The sequence below is a fragment of the Myroides gitamensis genome (assembly GCF_029894455.1).
Classification (GTDB): Bacteria; Bacteroidota; Bacteroidia; order Flavobacteriales; family Flavobacteriaceae; genus Flavobacterium; species Flavobacterium odoratum.
In genome coordinates this window covers 712,520-730,590 of sequence record NZ_JARYHN010000001.1, presented here as the reverse complement: position 1 = coordinate 730,590, position 18,071 = coordinate 712,520, and the positions used below count along the sequence as shown (strand labels likewise).

At 35.6% G+C, this 18,071-nt stretch carries 15 protein-coding genes; 3 read left to right on the top strand and 12 right to left on the bottom strand.

The window, feature by feature from the left end:
- Nucleotides 1-24: 24 nt before the first annotated feature.
- The 12 genes from sucD to M2306_RS03220 form a co-directional block, all read right to left on the bottom strand.
- Nucleotides 25-897 (bottom strand): succinate--CoA ligase subunit alpha, encoded by an 873-nt coding sequence (gene sucD / locus M2306_RS03275; RefSeq protein ID WP_115090727.1) that lies wholly within the window; start codon nucleotides 895-897, stop codon nucleotides 25-27.
- Between the two features lie 145 nt (nucleotides 898-1,042).
- A complete protein-coding gene (locus tag M2306_RS03270) occupies nucleotides 1,043-1,984 on the bottom strand; it encodes a UDP-3-O-(3-hydroxymyristoyl)glucosamine N-acyltransferase (RefSeq protein ID WP_259187957.1) in 942 nt (313 codons plus the stop codon).
- 25 nt (nucleotides 1,985-2,009) lie between these two features.
- The gene (efp, locus tag M2306_RS03265) at nucleotides 2,010-2,576 is read right to left on the bottom strand and encodes an elongation factor P (protein ID WP_115090728.1); all 567 of its coding nucleotides are present in this window, start codon (nucleotides 2,574-2,576) and stop codon (nucleotides 2,010-2,012) included.
- A 22-nt stretch (nucleotides 2,577-2,598) separates the two neighbouring features.
- A complete protein-coding gene (lpxA, locus tag M2306_RS03260) occupies nucleotides 2,599-3,384 on the bottom strand; it encodes an acyl-ACP--UDP-N-acetylglucosamine O-acyltransferase (RefSeq protein WP_002985650.1) in 786 nt (261 codons plus the stop codon).
- An 11-nt stretch (nucleotides 3,385-3,395) separates the two neighbouring features.
- Nucleotides 3,396-4,787 carry a bifunctional UDP-3-O-[3-hydroxymyristoyl] N-acetylglucosamine deacetylase/3-hydroxyacyl-ACP dehydratase gene (locus M2306_RS03255; RefSeq protein ID WP_115090729.1) on the bottom strand — a complete coding sequence of 464 codons (1,392 nt, stop codon included), beginning with the start codon at nucleotides 4,785-4,787 and terminating at the stop codon, nucleotides 3,396-3,398.
- Between the two features lie 30 nt (nucleotides 4,788-4,817).
- Complete coding sequence (lpxD, locus tag M2306_RS03250) at nucleotides 4,818-5,834, bottom strand: UDP-3-O-(3-hydroxymyristoyl)glucosamine N-acyltransferase (RefSeq protein ID WP_259187956.1); 1,017 nt, start codon at nucleotides 5,832-5,834, stop codon at nucleotides 4,818-4,820.
- A gap of 30 nt (nucleotides 5,835-5,864) precedes the next feature.
- Entirely contained in the window at nucleotides 5,865-7,103 is a 1,239-nt protein-coding gene (locus tag M2306_RS03245) for an HD domain-containing protein (RefSeq protein WP_259187955.1), read from the bottom strand.
- A gap of 114 nt (nucleotides 7,104-7,217) precedes the next feature.
- A complete protein-coding gene (hutH, locus tag M2306_RS03240) occupies nucleotides 7,218-8,720 on the bottom strand; it encodes a histidine ammonia-lyase (RefSeq protein ID WP_259187954.1) in 1,503 nt (500 codons plus the stop codon).
- Between the two features lie 28 nt (nucleotides 8,721-8,748).
- A complete protein-coding gene (gene yaaA / locus M2306_RS03235) occupies nucleotides 8,749-9,516 on the bottom strand; it encodes a peroxide stress protein YaaA (RefSeq protein WP_002985660.1) in 768 nt (255 codons plus the stop codon).
- A gap of 33 nt (nucleotides 9,517-9,549) precedes the next feature.
- A complete protein-coding gene (locus M2306_RS03230) occupies nucleotides 9,550-10,563 on the bottom strand; it encodes a metal-dependent hydrolase (RefSeq protein WP_259187953.1) in 1,014 nt (337 codons plus the stop codon).
- 81 nt (nucleotides 10,564-10,644) lie between these two features.
- Nucleotides 10,645-11,124, bottom strand: a complete 480-nt coding sequence (locus tag M2306_RS03225; RefSeq protein WP_002985664.1) for an Lrp/AsnC family transcriptional regulator — start codon at nucleotides 11,122-11,124, stop codon at nucleotides 10,645-10,647.
- 90 nt (nucleotides 11,125-11,214) lie between these two features.
- On the bottom strand, nucleotides 11,215-12,369 hold the full coding sequence (locus M2306_RS03220; protein ID WP_259187952.1) for a M14 family metallopeptidase: 1,155 nt from the start codon (nucleotides 12,367-12,369) through the stop codon (nucleotides 11,215-11,217).
- Between the two features lie 303 nt (nucleotides 12,370-12,672).
- Here M2306_RS03220 and M2306_RS03215 point away from each other — a divergent pair, with 303 nt between their 5' ends.
- The 3 genes from M2306_RS03215 to M2306_RS03205 all read left to right on the top strand — a co-directional run bounded on the left by M2306_RS03215 (nucleotide 12,673) and on the right by M2306_RS03205 (nucleotide 18,054).
- The gene (locus M2306_RS03215) at nucleotides 12,673-13,107 is read left to right on the top strand and encodes a helix-turn-helix domain-containing protein (RefSeq protein WP_259187951.1); all 435 of its coding nucleotides are present in this window, start codon (nucleotides 12,673-12,675) and stop codon (nucleotides 13,105-13,107) included.
- A gap of 425 nt (nucleotides 13,108-13,532) precedes the next feature.
- The gene (locus M2306_RS03210) at nucleotides 13,533-14,597 is read left to right on the top strand and encodes a CNNM domain-containing protein (RefSeq protein WP_259187950.1); all 1,065 of its coding nucleotides are present in this window, start codon (nucleotides 13,533-13,535) and stop codon (nucleotides 14,595-14,597) included.
- Between the two features lie 898 nt (nucleotides 14,598-15,495).
- Entirely contained in the window at nucleotides 15,496-18,054 is a 2,559-nt protein-coding gene (locus tag M2306_RS03205) for an ATP-dependent Clp protease ATP-binding subunit (protein ID WP_115091658.1), read from the top strand.
- The last annotated feature ends 17 nt before the right edge of the window (nucleotides 18,055-18,071 follow it).

Below are 18,071 nucleotides of genomic sequence, written 5' to 3'. Positions count from 1 at the left end.
GCTTTTTTATATTTGAACCTAGGATTAACCTAAAACTTCTTTTACTTTTTTCCCGATTTCAGCAGGAGAATCAACAACGTGAATTCCACACTCACTCATGATTCTTTTCTTAGCAGCAGCTGTATCATCTGCTCCACCTACAATAGCACCAGCGTGTCCCATTGTTCTTCCTTTAGGTGCAGTTTCTCCAGCGATGAATCCGATAACTGGTTTTTTGTTTCCGTTTTCTTTGATCCATCTTGCAGCGTCAGCTTCTAACTGTCCTCCGATTTCACCAATCATGATGATTGCTTCTGTTTCAGGGTCAGCCATTAATAATTGTACAGCTTCTTTTGTTGTAGTTCCAATGATTGGATCTCCACCTATTCCGATTGCTGTAGTAATTCCTAAACCTTCTTTTACTACTTGGTCAGCAGCTTCGTAAGTTAAAGTACCTGATTTAGAAACGATTCCTACAGTTCCTTTTTTGAATACGAAACCTGGCATAATACCAACTTTAGCTTCACCTGGAGTGATAACTCCTGGACAGTTTGGTCCTACTAATCTACAGTCTCTTGTGTTAATGTAGTCATAAGCTTTAATCATATCCGCTACTGGAATACCTTCAGTAATACAAATAATTACTTTGATACCAGCGTCTGCAGCTTCCATAATAGCGTCTGCAGCGAATGCAGGCGGTACAAAAATGATAGATGTATCTGCACCTACTTTTTCAACAGCATCTGATACTGTATTGAATACTGGACGATCTAAATGGCTTGTTCCACCTTTTCCTGGAGTTACACCACCTACAACGTTTGTTCCATATTCAATCATCTGAGAAGCATGAAAAGTACCTTCGCTTCCAGTAAATCCTTGAACGATTATTTTTGAATCTTTATTTACTAAAACACTCATGATCTTGTTTTTAATTTATTTTTAAAACTTACTTCCTACAAAAATAAACAATTCTAATCAGCTTTAAAACTTTTTAGGTGCAATCTTCGTTAAATAAGCCTTAACAATTATCGATTAATTATCTATTCTTTTCCTCTACTCCTAGTTATTTCTCTAATCTCTTTAGATCTTCTAAAATAGATGGTATTTTTTTCATATTAGCCATTTGTTTTAGCTTTTCTCTTGACTCTTCTGCAGGATATCCAAAGTAGACTTTTCCTCCTTCTAAGCTCTTAGAAACACCTGATTGTGCTAAAACAACCGCTTTTGTACCAATGGTAATTCCACTTGTTGTACCTACTTGCCCCCAAAGCGTTACCTCATCTTCAATCACAACACATCCTGCAATTCCTGTTTGAGCTGCAATTAAACAACGCACACCAATAACAGTGTCGTGTCCAATATGTACTTGATTGTCAATTTTAGCCCCTTCTTTGATGGTTGTATCACCTGTTACACCGCGATCGATTGTACAAGCTGCTCCAATACCAACGTTATCTTCAATCACGACTCTACCACAAGAAATCAATGGATCAAATCCCTCTGGTCTCTTTTTGTAATAGAATGCATCTGCTCCTAAGATTGTACCCGCGTGAATAACTACGTTATCCCCAATCACTGTACCATCGTAGATAACAACATTTGGATGAATCAAACAGTTTTTTCCAATCACCACATTGTTTCCAACAAAAGTTCCTGGTTGAATTACTGTACCCTCGCCAATCACTGCATCTTTTGCTTGCAATTGCGTAGCAGGTTTGAATGGATTGAAATAAGTTGACAACTTATTAAAATCTCTAAATGGATCGTCAGAAATCAATAAAGTTTTCCCTTCTGGGCATTCCACATCCTTGTTAATTAGGACAATAGTTGCATTAGAATTTAAGGCTTTATCATAGTATTTAGGGTGATCCACAAATACTATTTCTCCTTCTTGTACTACGTGAATTTCATTCATCCCGTACACCGGAAAATCAGCTGACCCTACGAATTTACAACCGATAATTTCGGCTATAGTTTGTAAATCTTGAACTTTTGAAAAACGCATCTTTTCTTCTTAGACTATTTATAGACTATTCTTTGATACGCTCGATATAAGAACCTGTAGCTGTATCGATTTTAATTTTATCTCCTTCGTTGATAAATAAAGGTACGTTTACAGAAGCTCCTGTTTCAACTGTTGCTGGTTTAGTAGCATTCGTTGCAGTATTTCCTTTTACACCTGGCTCTGCGTATGTTACTTCTAAAATTACAGAAGCTGGCATATCTACAGCAAGAGGTAAATCTGTATCAGTATTAATTTGAACCATTACCATTTCTCCTTCTTTCAATAATTCTGGAGCATCTAAAATATCTTTTAGTAAAGTAATTTGTTCGTAAGATTCAACATTCATGAAATGAAACTGATCTCCTTCTGGGTATAAGTATTGAAATTTATGTGTTTCAACACGTACTGTTTCAATTTTATGACCAGCAGAAAATGTATTTTCTAATACTTTTCCATTTGTCAAACTTTTCATTTTTGTTCTAACAAATGCAGGTCCTTTTCCTGGTTTAACGTGTAAGAATTCTGTAATCTTGTAAATGTCATTGTTATGACGGATACACAAACCATTTCTAATATCTGAAGTTGTTGCCATTTTTTAAGTCTTTATTTTATTATTAATACATTCCTGAATATCCACGCATAATTCCTCTTGAACTATTGCGAACAAACATAAGAATCTCATCTCTTTCTGGAGTTGCTTCCATTTCAGTTTCTATAATCTCTAGTGCTTGACTTGTGTTATAGTTCTTTTGAAATAAAATTCTGTAGATTTCTTGAATCTCTCTAATTTTTTCGGGTTCATACCCTCTTCTACGTAAACCAACAGAGTTGATTCCAGCATAAGAAATTGGCTCTCTTGCTGCTTTGATATAAGGAGGTACATCTTTACGAACTAAAGTACCACCTGTTACAAAAGAATGTGATCCAATGGTACAGAATTGGTGAACAGCAACTAATCCTGCTAACACAACGAAGTCTCCAACTGTCACGTGTCCAGCTAAAGTACTTGAGTTAGAGAAAATACAATTATCTCCAACAATACAATCATGCGCAATATGGCTATATGCTTGAATCAAGCAATTTTGTCCAATTACTGTTTTATATCTATCTCTTGTCCCTCTGTTGATGGTAACACACTCACGAATGGTTGTATTATCTCCGATTTCAACAGTAGTTACTTCACCTTCAAATTTTAAATCTTGTGGTTCAGCAGAAATTACAGCACCAGGGAAAATTTTACAATTTCTTCCAATACGAGCACCTTCCATGATGGTTACATTAGAACCAATCCAAGTTCCCTCGCCAATTTCCACATTATTATGAATCGTAGTAAATGGTTCTATTACGACATTTCTAGCTATTTTTGCTCCTGGATGAACATATGCTAAAGGCTGATTCATACTATTTATATTTAATTTTTAACTTTTGATATTTGAGCCATTAGCTCAGCCTCAGCTACTAGTTTTCCATTAGCATAGGCATAACCTTGCATATGACATATTCCACGGCGAATAGGCGTAATTAATTCTAATTTAAAAATTAAAGTATCCCCTGGGGTAACTTTGTTTTTAAATTTCACATTATCCATTTTCATGAAATACGTTAAGTAATTTTCTGGATCTGGAACAGTACTCAAGATTAAAATTCCTCCTGATTGAGCCATTGCCTCGCAAATTAATACACCTGGCATAACTGGCGCTCCTGGGAAGTGTCCAACGAAGAAAGACTCATTCATTGTTACATTTTTCAATCCAACCACATGCGTTTTCGACATCTCTAAAATCTTATCTACCAACAAGAACGGAGGTCTATGTGGTAAAAATTCCATGATTTTAACGATATCCATCAAAGGCTCTTGATGTAAATCATAGGTAGGTACTTGGTTGCGCTTTTCATTGCGAATAATCTTCGACATTTTTTTAGCGAAACCTGTATTGATAGCATGTCCTGGTTTATTAGCAATTACTTTTCCTCTAATACGAGTACCGATTAAAGCTAAATCTCCAATTACATCTAATAATTTATGTCTTGCTGCTTCGTTTGGATAGTGTAAAGTTAAGTTGTCTAAAACCCCATTTGGTTTTACACTAATTTCTTCTTTACCGAAAGCTTTTTTCAAATGTCCCATCGTTTCTGGAGAAATCTCTTTATCCACATAAACGATAGCATTATTTAAATCACCTCCTTTAATTAATCCATTTGCTAACAAAGCTTCTAATTCATGTAAAAAGCTGAATGTACGTGCTTCAGAAATTTCCACTTTAAAATCATTCATATCTTTTAAAGTAGCATTCTGTGTACCTAAAACTTTTGTACCGAAATCAACCATCGTTGTTACTTGATAACTATCCGCTGGCATTACAATGATTTCACTACCTGTTGCTTCATCTACATAAGAGATTACTTCTTTTACGATGTACTCGTCTCTTTCTGCATCTTGTTCAACAACACCCGCTTTTTCAACGGCTTCAACAAAATACTTGGATGATCCATCCATGATAGGTGGTTCAGATGCATTCAACTCAACAATCACGTTATCAAGGTCGCACCCTACGAAAGCCGCTAATACGTGTTCTGTAGTTTGAACACGAACTCCTTTTTTCTCTAAGTTTGTACCGCGTTGTGTATTAACAACATAATTTGCATCTGCTTCAATAACGGGATGCCCTTCTAAATCCACTCTGACAAAAGTAAACCCATTGTTAATTGGCGCAGGTTTTAATGTCATGATAACATTTTGTCCTGTGTGTAATCCAACTCCTTCTAAGGTAACTTCACTTTGGATGGTTTTTTGCTTAACCATAATAAAATCTTTTTGTATTTCGATCGGTTACTATTTTTCGTTCTTTAGCATGTCTAGGTCATCTACGATTTTCGGTAGATTTCTAAAATGGCTATATGATTTTAAGAAATCAGTATGGCCAATAGCTGGTGATCCTTGAACAGCAATATTCGATTCTAAATTCTTTGTTACTCCTGATTGTGCTTGAATCTTAACATTGTCTCCAATTGTTAAGTGTCCAACAATCCCCACTTGTCCGCCAATCATACAGTTTTTGCCAATTTTCGTTGATCCTGCTACTCCAGTTTGGGAAGCAATAACGGTATTTTCACCGATTTCAACGTTATGTGCAATTTGAATTTGATTGTCTAGTTTCACTCCTTTACGGATAATGGTTGACCCCAAAGTTGCGCGGTCAATTGTTGTTGCAGCACCAATTTCAACATTATCTTCAATGATAACATTTCCAATTTGTGGTACTTTACTATAGGTTCCATCTCCATTTGGCGCAAAACCAAATCCATCTGATCCTACAATAGTTCCTGCATGAAGCGTACAACCCGATCCAATAATTGATTCTGAATAAATACGCACTCCTGCAAACAGCACGGTATTATCGCCAATCTCTACATTATCTCCAATAAAGGTATTTGGATACACTTTTACGTTGTTTCCAATTTTTGTATTTTTCCCTACATAGCAAAAGCTCCCTAAATACAAATCTGTACCATACGTAGCCCCTTCCGAGATTACGCTAGGTTGTTCAATTCCAGATTTCATTAATTTCACTTGGTTGTAATATTCCAAGAGTTTTGAGAAAGCTTTATATGCATCATCAACCTTAATTAATGTTGCTTCCACTTCATGCTCCGGTTCAAATGTTTTATTCACAATGACAACCGATGCCTGAGTGGTGTAGATATAATGGACATACTTTGGATTGGCCAAAAACGAAATAGAGCCTTTTGCCCCTTCTTCAATCTTAGCTAATGTAGATACCTCTACTTGAGGATTACCAACTATTTCTCCTCCTAATACTGACGCTATTTGTTCTGCTGTTATTTTCATCACCGCAAAAATATAAAATATAATTGAAAATTAACTTTCAAAAACGCTTTTTGGATAACAAACGAAGTGCTTTGTCACTGGTTTGGTTAACGCTTTGAGATTTAATTGATCCGAAACGGATAAAACATCCGCAACTTGTCCATCTTTTCTCACAATCATAATCGGCTCCTTATCCTTGCTATAAGCCTGATTCCTAACCTTTCCTTTAAACACAAAGTAGCTCGCCCATTCTGCCGAAATTTTATTTTTGGTCTGAACGTCTTCTAAACGTTTTTTCAATTCTTCTTTAACTAATTTCTTGTCTTCTATAATTTCTATACGCAACAATTTTCGATTAACGATCATCTTACTCAACTGAGCCAAGACAAAATCGTCGTGAAACTGCCACGATTTTAATGCACTAACAATATCTGAATCATCTAACAAGGCAAATTGCTCTAAAGCAGTTTGTTCAAAATCTACAAACTCTCCTTTGTGTTCTAAGAAAAACAACAAGGCTGGACTACCCCACAGTTTTACTCCTTTGCTGACTAATTCTTTGGCGCGTTTTAAAATACGCACTAAGATTAATTCCGCACAAACACTTGTTTTATGTAGGTAAGCTTGCCAATACATCAAACGGCGTCCAACTAAAAACATTTCTACGGAATAAACTCCCTTCTCCTCTACAACCAATCGGTCATCCACAACATTAAGCATTTGAATCAATCGCTCTGAATTAATATCTCCTTCCGCAACTCCACTGTAAAAACTATCTCTTTTTAGGTAATCCATGCGATCCATATCCAACTGACTAGAAATCAATTGCAACATAAATTGACGGTGGTATTCTCCTTTAAAAATCTGAATAGCTAAATCGAGTTTTCCATTAAATTCTTTATTTAATTGATGCATAAAATAAAGAGAAATCGCCTCGTGATGCACCCCTTCTACGATACTTTCTTCCATTGCATGCGAGAACGGACCATGTCCGATATCGTGCAACAAAATAGCCACGTATAAGGCAGTTTCTTCTTCTTCAGAGATAGCGATATTTTTAAAACGGAGTACTTGTACAGCTTTCTGCATCAGGTGCATACAGCCTAAAGCATGGTGGAAACGAGTATGATGTGCCCCAGGATAAACCAAATAAGACACTCCCATTTGAGAAATCCTTCTTAATCTTTGAAAATAAGGATGCTCTATCAAATCATAAACGAATGAATTGGGAATAGAAATAAATCCATAAATTGGATCGTTCAGTATTTTTAATTTATTGCTTGTAATCAACGATGATAAATTATTTTGTACAACGTAAAACAAAGATAACAATATAATAAAAAGCCACATCTCTTTTTTAGAAAAAGATGCAGCTTTTATATCAACGGTTTTAAAAAACCAATATTATTCTTCTAAATCGATTTGAAAGCTTCCTAAAAATGCAATTGTTTTTTCAATATCATAATGTAGAATACGATCTTCTGAAACAAAAGGCACCTCTTCGCGGTAAGACTTAATAAATGATTCGATAAACTCACTTGATTTAGCCGGACGTCTAAACTCTAACGCTTGTGCTGCATTGAATAACTCGATAGCCAAAATACGCTCTAGATTATCAATGATACGCAACGTTTTCGTAGCTCCATTTGCTCCCATACTCACGTGATCTTCCTGCCCATTACTTGAAACAATACTATCTGTACTTGTAGGGTTTGCTAAATGTTTGTTTTGACTTACGATACTCGCAGCTGTATATTGAGGAATCATAAATCCTGAATTCAATCCTGGATCAGACACCAAGAAAGCAGGTAATCCTCTCAGTCCTGAAATCAACTGATATGTACGTCTTTCCGAAATATTTCCTAACTCAGCCAAAGCAATTCCCAAGAAATCAAAAGCCAACGCTAAAGGTTGTCCATGGAAGTTTCCTCCAGACACCACTAAATCCTCTTTATAGAATACATTAGGATTATCTGTTACCGAGTTGATTTCGGTTTTAAATACTTTACTCACATATTCAATAGCATCTTTCGATGCTCCGTGCACCTGTGGAATACATCTGAATGAATATGGATCTTGTACGTGTTCTTTATGACGCGCGATTAATTCAGATCCCTCTAATACTTCATTAAAGAAAGAAGCTGTTTCAATTTGCCCACGATGTGGTCTTACATGGTGAATCAATTCATTAAACGGCTCGATTCTCCCATCAAAACCTTCTAAAGAAACCGCTCCAATTAAATCTGCCAAATAAGACATTTTTCTTGATTTAATCATCACATAGCATCCGTAAGCACTCATAAACTGCGTTCCGTTAAGCAAAGCCAATCCTTCTTTTGATTTCAGCTGAATAGGCTTCCATCCCATTTTCTCCAACACTTTACTTGCCGGTTGTCTGAATCCTTCATACACTACTTCTCCTTCACCAATCAAAGGCAACGTTAAATGTGCTAAAGGCGCCAAATCTCCTGATGCCCCTAAAGATCCTTGTGTATACACAACAGGTAAAATATCGTGGTTAAAGAAATCAACTAAGCGTTCTACCGTTTCTAATTGAACCCCAGAATTACCATAGCTCAACGATTTAACTTTCAACAACAACATAATTTTCACAATCTCATTTGGCACAATTTCACCTGTACCACAAGCATGAGATTTCATTAAGTTCTCTTGTAATTTCGTTAAATCACTATCGTTGATCTTTACATCACATAACGATCCAAATCCGGTATTAATTCCATAGATTGGATCTTTTTGTGTTTCCATTTTATTGTCCAGATAGGCACGACAATTTACAATATTTGCACGCGCTTCTTCTGAGATATCCAACTTTTGGTCTTGGGTGATAATCTCATTTAATTTTTCAATTGTAAATACATCTGAACTTATATAATGTACTGTTTCCATAATTTTATTGGCTCTATTCTTTTATTTATTATCTTGTAAATATCAAATTATTTGCTGTAGATTCGCTTTCACTCCATGCATATCCATCTAGGTTGAATCGCTTCAATCCTTCTACATCTTGAATATTGTGATCGATGATATAACGCACCATCATCCCTCTTGCTTTTTTCGCGTAAAAGCTAATTGTTTTCAGCTTTCCATCTCGCAACTCTTTAAATTCTGGAACAACGATAGGCGCTTTGAGTTTCTTTTGGTCAATAGCGCTAAAATATTCATTACTAGCTAAATTAACCAATACTTCCCCTTCTTCCATCTCCTTATTTAAATAATCTACGATAATCGGTTTCCAAAATGCAGGTAGATTCGCTTTATCGCCGATTGGCATTTTAGTCCCCATTTCTAAACGATACGGTTCGATTTCATCCAATGGACGTAAAATTCCATATAATCCAGACAAGATGCGCAAGCTATTTTGCAAGCGTTCTATTTTATCTTCAGACAACGTATAAGCATCTAATCCAACATACACATCTCCGCTGAACGCATACACTGCTTGTCTAAAATCAGCTTCGTTCTTTTTATTCTTCTTGTAATTTCGCTCTTGATTTCTCTGCCAATTCAGCTCTGCTAAATTAGAAGAGATTTTCATCAACTCCATCAATTCAACCGGTGTTTTTTCTTTCAAAACCCCATTGATTATTTTACTTTCTTTCACAAACAAAGGCTCTGTAGTAGCTGTAAAAGGCACTTTTGTATTATAATCCAAGCTCTTAGCAGGCGACACAACTATCTTCATCTTATTTTTTTTTCAAATATAGCCATTCTTCCTTTAATCTTCTTTCAATCCAAAAATCTTTCGTCCAATAGATTTCAACAATTTAATTCCGTCCCCTCTATCCTTTTTCACTTCCTTCACATTCAATTCTCCTTTTTCATCAATGTAGAATTTGTAGCTAAATGCAAACTGCACATCTCCCTCCTGCTCTCGCAAAACACCAAAGCGAAGATCGTTGAAGTATATTTCATTATTCACTTCAGAAAAAGTATAATACCCCTCCGAAAGTTTAACTAGACGATTAATAAGACTGTGTTTTTCCAAACTCCCAATTACCTCTCTATTTTTTGGGTACGTTTTAAATTCGACAGGCTCTGGACTAAAGAACGAATACATTCCAATCAAGAAAGCATCATCCGTTTCTACAATAGCAGTCCACAGAATGGTATTCATGATTGTAGGTTTAACCGACATGGATTTATAGGCAATATGTTGTTGATCTAAAGCCCCTGTAAAACTATAAAAAGCAACAGCCTTGAGTAAAAGCGTTAGCACTAAGTATGCACTACTAACATACAATCCCAATCGATTGAAGTACAAACGTCGTTTCATATCGGTTTTTTCCCTCATGGATTTAATAAGGAAAAATAAAAACGGTAAGGTATAAAGTGGATCAATCACGAAGATTGATTTAAAAGCGAAGGAATAATCTAGAGGCCATAACACGCGTGTCCCCCAAGTGGTAAAGACATCCAATGCGGCATGGGTGAAAAATCCCCAAAAGAAGAACCAAACTCCTTCTTCATAGGTTACTCCTCTTTTCTTTTCAAGCCAATACAGCAAGAAACCAAAAAGGAATGCGCCAAAAATGGCAAATAATATTGAATGCGTGATACCGCGATGGAATTCTAATGCACTTAGCGGATCAGTAAAAAAAGTAGCAAGAACATCTAAATCAGGAATAGTACCAGCTATTGCCCCGTATAAGACGGCTTTATTTTTTAGTTTCTCCCCCAATAGCGCGTTTCCGACAGCACCACCTAAAACAATTTGAGTAAACGAATCCATTTTTATTCTGTATAAAAAACGAATATAAAAAAAAACTGCACAAGGGCAGTTTTTTATTCATTTACTTTTTTAAAAAATTGACTACAATTCTTTAAAAATTGTATGCATTAATCGTTTTTTGTCGTTGATACTTTCTTCTAAAGAAATCATTGACTCTGTTCTGTACACTCCATCGATATCATCAATCATGTAGATAACTTCTTTTGCGTGACGTGTGTTTTTCGCTCTAATTTTGCAGAACACATTGAATTTACCAGTAGTTACGTGAGCAACTGTCACATATGGAATTTCATTGATACGTTCTAAAACAAATTTAGTTTGTGAAGTATTATGTAAAAATATTCCGATATAAGCAATAAATGCATATCCTAATTTCTCATAATCAAGCGTCAACGAAGACCCCTGGATGATACCAGCATCTTCCATTTTTTTAACACGTACGTGAACTGTACCTGCTGAAATTAATAATTTCTTAGCGATATCTGTAAAAGGCACTCTCGTATTATCAATCAGCATATCTAAAATCTGGTGATCGATTTCATCTAAACGAAACTTACTCATAAATCAATTATTTATGTTAATTCTAAATCTATATTTCAGTACAATAATAATAAAAAAAAATCTTATTTATTCAAAAAATAGCAATTTTACCTATTTTTTTAATAAATAATTAACCTCTTCGACTGATAACGCTATAACATCCTCAAAATTTTGGTCTAAAATATCGTGTGGGTTCTCAATGAAAGATTTCAAGATGCAATCTTTTTCTATTAATGTATGCACAAATTTACTCCCTTTTTTATCAATACCCACAATAATAGGACAAAATTTAACACTTCCATCCGTTAATACCTCTTTATATTGAATTTTCACTATAATTTCTCGCTGTAAAGATGGGATAATTACACTTCTCAATTCGACATCGCAAAAGCTCTTTGTATTCTCAGGGAGCGAAAAGTAAACTTCAGGAGAATAGGCTTCATATCCATTAGTCTGAGCCAGTACATCCAATACACGCAACAAACTTGCACAGACTAAGGTTCTGGTGTTTTCTCGCTGATAATCATTAGCCCAATGACCTGCCTCTATTAATATAGTAGGAATCCCCATTGCTTGTGCATAATCTCCGATACAATTTAAATTAAAACCATCATCAAAACGCCCAACATGTCCAGGAGCCATTTCTTGTGCGATTTCATTCATCGCTACAATTAATTGTACAGCCTTTTTTCGGGTTGCATTCATCGCTCTTTCGGCATTAAAAGCAGGCGCTAAAAATGATATTGCAGCCGATTTTCCGGTATCCCCTACACCAAAAATACTGCGTTGATCATGTAAATTAAATGCAAAATCGGGTTGTATGTTCTCCAACAACTGTCGCAATAGTTTGCTTTCGGGCTGACTTAACTCAACCGAATCTCGATTTAAATCGACCTGATTTGCATTTACTCGTGTATAATAAAACGCACCATCGGGATTTAAAATTGGAACAATTGTAAGGGTAAATTGCTCCGCCCATTTTGCAATTTGTTCTTCTTTAGATTCGTTTAAATAGTGAAGTAAATCCAACACGGCTTTTGTTGTCGTCGATTCATTTCCATGCATCTGTGACCACATCAAAATTTTCGTTTTTCCTTGACCAAATTGCACCGTATAAATCGATCTGTTTTCAACTGATTTTCCAATCACATCAACCTTAAAGTAATGGTTTAAGTGCGATAAGAAATTCTCCACCATTTCATTGGCTATATATCGACCTGAAATTATTGGTACTTTATACGCGCTGGCTTTCTGTTGTTCGTTCATTGTCTCAATCTATTTACAATATTACAAATGTAAACATTTCATTTTTTACAAATGTAAACATTGTTTTGCTTTTTGTATTTTACATTTGTCAACAATTACACCCTGCTCTTTTCCAATGAATACTCTAAGATTTTACAATTCTATTTTAAAACTTATTTTTAATTTAAATTCAAATAGTTATGCACTATTACCTAAACTAAAAATATAACACATCTAGCACATATTTTACTTGTATACATTTGTTAATTCATTATTTTTATTACATTTGTAAACTATTTGACTTAAAAATATACATTTGTATCCATGGAGAATTTTGTAAACAGACTGGAGTTTTTATTAGAGCATTTTGAGCTCTCTGCCTCTGCTTTTGCGGATAAAATAGGTGTTCAACGTTCAAGTTTATCTCATATTTTATCAGGAAGAAATAAGGCAAGTTTGGATTTTATTTTAAAAATAAACGACACTTTTCCGGAGCTAAATCTCGAGTGGTTGATTAAGGGAATTGGCTCTTTTTCTGGTGAAAAAAAACAAGCCGATTTAGGTGCTCCTACTGTCGATTTATTTTCTTCAACAAGTAAAATTGAAACGCCAAACACTACACTTCCACCCGCTCCTTTGGAGGGTAAAAAAGAGGCCCTAACACCCAAACCCATTCCTGATTTTTTGACTTCTGCAGACATGGAACAAATTGTCGTTTTTTATAAAGACGGAACTTTTACCACCTATAAGCCTAGATAAAAATAAAATAGTTATCTAATTATATATTTAGAATATTCTAAACAATAAACACATATCAACTAAAATAAAAACAAAGTCAATACAAAAAAATAATTACGCCATAAGGGTACATTTTAACGGAGGATAAATTTCATTTTTATCTTCTTTTTTCTTTCTCCCCTTTTCAATTGATTTCTCCTTCAAAATACCTCCGAGTGAAGTTTATATCAACTTCAGAAAAACAGCTGCCATTAAACAGCAAACTACTTTTTGATTCAAACGGAAGTAAAAGAAAAAATAGCCCTTACTCTTCCGCTTCACTTTTAGCTCTTGTTTATTTATTTTCTTTTCCCGCTACTTCAGTGAGCAATTTGTTTGCTTGAGTTATATTTAACCCTTATTGAAAAATAAAAAAGAATAGTATTGTTCCTTTAAGTTTTAATTGAATGACTTTATTATTAATTTATTTATTTTTAGCCTTAACGGTTTCTTTTATCTGTTCCATTGCAGAAGCAGTATTATTATCTACCCCTCTTGCATTCTTGCATTCAAAATCGGATCAAGGGGATACCAAAGCAAAAGCTTTGATCCACATGAAAAAGGATATTGATAAACCTTTATCTGCCATCCTATCTTTAAATACCATTGCACACACTGTTGGTGCTGCTGGTGTTGGAGCACAAGCCACAGCCGTTTTTGGAGAGGCTTATTTTGGTGTTATCTCTGCCCTTCTAACCTTACTCATCTTAGTATTAACTGAGATTATCCCTAAAACATTGGGTGCAAACTATTATAAATCCTTGTATAGCTCAACCGCCACTACGATTTCTAGTATGGTTATTCTCTGCTATCCTTTAGTTTTGCTTTCTTCTTTCTTAACCAAACGCTTGAGTAAAAAACAACAAGAATCAAGTATTAGCCGAGAAGAGTTATCGAGTTTAGCAAGTATTGGTGAACAGGAAGGGATATTAGAAGGAAAGGAAACAAAGATCATCCAAAACCTAATCCAACTCAAAGATGTTTCAGTGTCAGCCATCTTTACTCCCCGTATTATGATGATTCACGCGGATGAAGAACTAAGACTTCAAGAGTTTTTAGCGAATAAAGAATTGCTTCACTTTTCGCGTATTCCTATTTATAGTGGACAAACAGAAAATATCGTGGGATATGTACTGCGCGACCTCATCTTTGAGCACTTAGCAGACGATCAATTTGATATTCAACTAAAAGACCTAAAGCGAAACATCCTTCAGTTCAACGAACGAACAAGCGTTTTAGAAGCTTGGAGTCGCTTGACAGAAAAACACGAACATATTGCCATCATTACCAATGAGTACGGGGAAGTTCAGGGACTTCTAACGTTAGAAGATATCTTGGAAACTCTTTTGGGATTCGAAATTGTCGATGAAAAGGATAAAATTGTCGATTTGAGACAATACGCCGAAGAAAGATGGAAAAGTAAACAACGCAAATACCAGTTTATTGAAAATCATAAAAACGTTGAGGAATAGAGGAGGGAGTTTGTGAGGTTTGTACTTTGTGAGGTTTGTACTTTGTGAGGTTTGTACTTTGTGAGGTTTGTGCTTTGTGAGACGGTGGATTGTAGATTTATCGATTAAAGAAGAATTTCTCATCGTCTCATCGCCTAACCATCTCATCGCCTAACCATCTCATTACCTAACCCTCCATTTGCCTCTCAAAAAGAGTTCCTAGTAGTTTTGTTAGACATTCCTTCGACATTCCTTCGACATTCCTTGGAGAATACTAGGAAAATAGACACTTTTGTCGAAGGACTCTCCAAGGAATGTCCTAGGAATCTCCAAGGAGAGTCCAGAGAGAATCCTAGGAACACTGAAGAAACCCTATTCCTCCCTAAAATATTTTTTAAGGGGGATAAACCTGGGGTTAAGTCATTATTTTTCAATGAGTTGAATCATGTTTTTTTTTATTTTTGAAGGCAAAAAGTGTAGGGGGGCAATGGCAATTGGCCCCTGATATGAATCAACCTCGATGAAAGGAAAAAACAAAAAATACACCCCTCAAAAAATCCTCCCTTTTGAAGTGCCTTATCGTCTTTTTTTCATAATTTCTCTAGTTACTTGGCAAATTACCATTTGCCACTACGGAACTTTACATCACACACCACCTCATCTTCTCATCGCCTCACCTTCTCATCGCCTCACCAATCTCACCCTCTCACTATTAAATGATATTACGTCATTTATTTACAACAACAACTTCTCCTCTTGCAAACTTTGGCTTTGGTATAAAAAAAAGAACCCATAATATTTTTATTTACCAGATTTTTTTTGTCAATTAGCGTATGACAGAAGGGCAACTTTTACCAACTAGGTATGCTTTTTGCCTTAGTTTATGTATAAAACAAATAATCACCTAAATTCAGTTAATATGGACGAAAATTTTTCACAAGAAATAAAAGATGTTATTTCCTTTAGTAAGGACGAGGCATTACGTCTAGGTCATGACTTTATTGGAACTGAGCACTTTTTGTTAGCCTTATTGAGAATTGAGCAAGGTGAAGCGTCAACGATTCTCCAAAATTTAGAAGTCGACATTGATTTTTTACGACATAAAGTTGAGAATTTAACACCTTATTCTACCACCAAGACAGCAGTAAACGAGAAAGGATCCCTATATCTTACCAAGCAAGCAGAAAGAGCTTTGCGCTTAACCTATTTAGAAGTTAAAGTATTCAAGAACATTGAAGTTACTTCTGCCCATTTGCTTTTGTGTATTTTAAAGAACAACGAAGATCCTATTACTCAAATCCTCAACAAAATGAATGTGGATTATGAGAATGTAAAGAGATATTATGTAGAATTTCTTTCTGAAGAGAAGGCAGAATCAGATAGTGAAGATATCTTCCACAGTCCCAAAGCGGAGACTTTTGAAGAATCAGGACAAAATGACAGTTCTAGTAGCAAAAAATCTGACACTCAAGCTACTCCTCCAAATAAAAAGAGTAAAACTCCAGTATTAGACAATTTTGGTAGAGATTTAACAGAGATGGCTATTGAAGGCAAATTAGATCCTGTTGTTGGACGTGAGAAAGAAATTGAACGCGTTTCCCAGATTTTGAGCCGTAGAAAGAAAAACAACCCGTTATTAATTGGTGAGCCTGGAGTTGGTAAATCAGCTATTGCGGAAGGGTTAGCTTTAAAGATTATCCAGAAAAAAGTTTCTCGTGTTTTATTCAATAAACGCGTCGTAACGTTAGATTTAGCGAGCTTAGTAGCAGGAACGAAATACAGAGGACAATTCGAAGAGCGCATGAAAGCGGTCATGAATGAGCTAGAAAAAAATACGGATATCATTTTGTTCATTGATGAAATTCACACCATTGTTGGTGCGGGTGGAGCAACTGGATCATTAGATGCTTCTAATATGTTCAAGCCTGCTTTGGCTAGAGGGGAAATCCAATGTATTGGTGCCACAACGCTAGATGAATTCAGACAGCACATTGAAAAAGACGGAGCTTTAGAGCGTCGTTTCCAAAAAGTATTGGTAGAGCCTACTTCGGTAGATGAAACCATTATCATTTTGAACAACATTAAGGACAAATATGAGAGTCACCATAACGTTAGTTATACCGATGCAGCTATTGAGGCTTGTGTAAAATTGACCAATCGTTATATGACGGATCGATTCTTACCAGACAAGGCAATTGATGCTTTGGATGAAGTAGGATCTCGTGTGCATATCACCAATATTAATGTACCTCAAAACATACTCAACTTAGAACAAGAATTAGAAGAAGTTCGCGAGAACAAAAACCTAATGGTTCAAAAGCAGAAGTATGAAGAAGCAGCCAATCTAAGGGACAAAGAGAAAAACATCGAAAAAGAACTTGAGATTGCGCAAGAAGCATGGGAAAAAGACGTAAAAGACAATCGCATTCTCATCACAGAAGATGATGTTGCGGATGTTGTATCAATGATGACGGGAATTCCAGTGAATCGAATTGCCGAAAAAGAGATTACCAAATTGGCGAACCTACCGGCTATTATAAAAGGAAAAGTAATTGGGCAAGACGAAGCAGTTGGAAAAATTGCCAAAGCTATTCAACGCAATCGCGCGGGATTAAAAGATCCGAACAAGCCGATTGGATCCTTTATCTTTTTAGGTCAAACAGGGGTTGGTAAAACGCAATTAGCCAAAGTTATTGCCAAAGAGCTTTTTGATTCAGAAGATGCCTTAATTCGCATCGACATGAGTGAATACATGGAGAAATTTGCTTTATCTCGTTTGATTGGAGCGCCTCCAGGATATGTTGGTTATGAAGAAGGAGGTCAATTAACAGAAAAGATCCGCAGAAAACCATACAGTGTTATTCTATTTGATGAAATTGAAAAAGCACACCCTGATATCTTCAATATGTTGTTACAAGTTTTAGATGATGGGCACTTAACGGATAGCTTAGGTCGTAAAGTCGATTTTAGAAATACAATTATTGTGATGACTTCCAACATTGGAGTTCGTCAATTGAAAGATTTTGGACAAGGCGTTGGGTTTGGTACACAAGCTCGTAAGGAACAAACGGATCAGCACAGTAAATCAGTGATTGAAAGTGCCTTGAAAAAAGCCTTTGCACCTGAGTTCTTGAATAGAATTGATGATATTGTTGTCTTCAACTCGTTAGAGAAAGAACACATTAACGCTATTATTGACATTGAGTTGGCTAAATTATTCCAACGCATTGATGATCTAGGATATAAATTGAACTTAACAGAGAAAGCGAAGAATTTTATTGCGGAAAAAGGTTTTGATAAACAATATGGAGCGCGACCATTAAAACGAGCGATTCAGAAGTATATTGAAGATCCAATTGCCGAAGAAATTGTAAACGCCAAGCTCACTGTAGGAGATACCATTACATTGGATGCGCCTAAAGATGAAAAAGGAGAAGCTTTACTGATTAAAATAAAAACAAAAAAACCTGCTAATTAGCAGGTTTTTCCTTTTTC